This window comes from Microbispora hainanensis, assembly GCF_006874475.1.
GTDB lineage: Bacteria > Actinomycetota > Actinomycetes > Streptosporangiales > Streptosporangiaceae > Microbispora > Microbispora hainanensis.
The window spans coordinates 1-1,374 of record NZ_VIRM01000142.1 but is presented as its reverse complement, the minus strand read 5'-3'; the positions used below and the strand labels follow the sequence as shown (position 1 = coordinate 1,374).

Sequence of the window (1,374 nt, the reverse complement as noted above, 5' to 3'; positions counted from 1 at the left end):
GGTCTTCGGTGTAACTCCTGATCAAGGAGAACGCACTCGATGACTACTGTGATCCAGGCATCGGAAGCGACGAATGACCTGGAGGACGCCGCGGTGGCGCGTAAGGAGCCGCAGGCCTCGGATCGGGAACTGGTGGCCAAGCTGGTCGAGCAGGCCCGCGCCGACGGCCTGGAGCTGGTCGGCGAAAACGGGCTGCTGGGCCGGCTGACCAAGCTGGTACTGGAGTCCGCGTTGGAAGGCGAGATCACCGACCATCTCGGTTACGACAAGCACGAACGCGGCGGGAGCCAGACGGGCAACGCCCGCAACGGCACCCGTACCAAGACGGTCATCACCGACGTCGGGCCGGTGGAGATCAGCGTCCCGCGGGACCGGGACGCCACGTTCGAGCCGAAGATCGTGGCCAAGCGGCAGCGGCGGCTGTCGGGGGTCGATGAGATGGTCATCTCGCTGGCCGCCAAGGGCCTGACCACCGGCGAGATCTCCGCACACCTGGCCGAGGTCTACGGTGCCGAGGTCTCAAAGCAGACCATCTCCACCATCACCGACAAGGTGATCGAGGGCATGACCGAGTGGCAGAACCGGCCGCTCGACCCCGTCTACCCCGTCGTGTTCATCGATGCCATCCACGTGAAGATCCGCGATGGTCAGGTCGCCAACCGGCCCATCTACGTCGCCTTGGCCGTGACGGTCGACGGCGAACGCGACATCCTCGGCCTGTGGGCCGGCGACGGCGGGGAGGGCGCCAAGTTCTGGCTGCATGTGCTGACGGAGATCAAGAACCGGGGCGTCGCCGATGTGCTGATGGTGGTCTGTGACGGGCTCAAGGGGTTGCCGCAGGCGATCGAGCAGGTCTGGCCCCAGAGCGTCGTGCAGACCTGTGTGGTGCACCTGCTGCGGGCCTCCTTCCGGTATGCCGCCCGCCAGCACTGGGACGCGATCGCCAAAGCGTTGCGGCCGGTCTACACCGCGCCCACCGAGGCCGCCGCGCTCGAGCGGTTCATGGAGTTCGCCGAGGCCTGGGGCAGCCGGTATCCGGCGATCGTCAAGCTGTGGGAGGACGCCTGGGCCGAGTTCGTGCCGTTCCTCAACTTCGATGCCGAGATCCGCCGGGTGATCTGCTCGACGAACGCGATCGAGTCGGTCAACGCCCGGATCCGCCGGGCGGTCAAGGCCCGCGGCCACTTCCCCAACGAGCAGGCGGCGCTCAAGTGCATCTACATGGCGATCATGAGTCTCGACCCTACAGGGAAGGGCCGCAAACGCTGGGTCACCCGCTGGAAGGCCGCCCTCAACGCCTTCGCCATCACCTTTGAAGGCCGGCTATCCCCGGCCTCGCGATAGAAAAATCAGCCGCGAGTTACACCGTTGACT

1 protein-coding gene is annotated in these 1,374 nt (G+C 66.3%); it reads left to right on the top strand.

From position 1 onward, the window contains the following. Positions 1-39 precede the first annotated feature (39 nt). Entirely contained in the window at positions 40-1,344 is a 1,305-nt protein-coding gene (locus FLX08_RS39860; protein WP_142625428.1) for an IS256 family transposase, read from the top strand. Positions 1,345-1,374 lie beyond the last annotated feature (30 nt).

Excerpts from the sequence above, each read along its gene's own strand:
- FLX08_RS39860 (WP_142625428.1), top strand. The coding sequence starts at position 40 with ATGACTACTGTGATCCAGGCATCGGAAGCGACGAATGACCTGGAGGAC.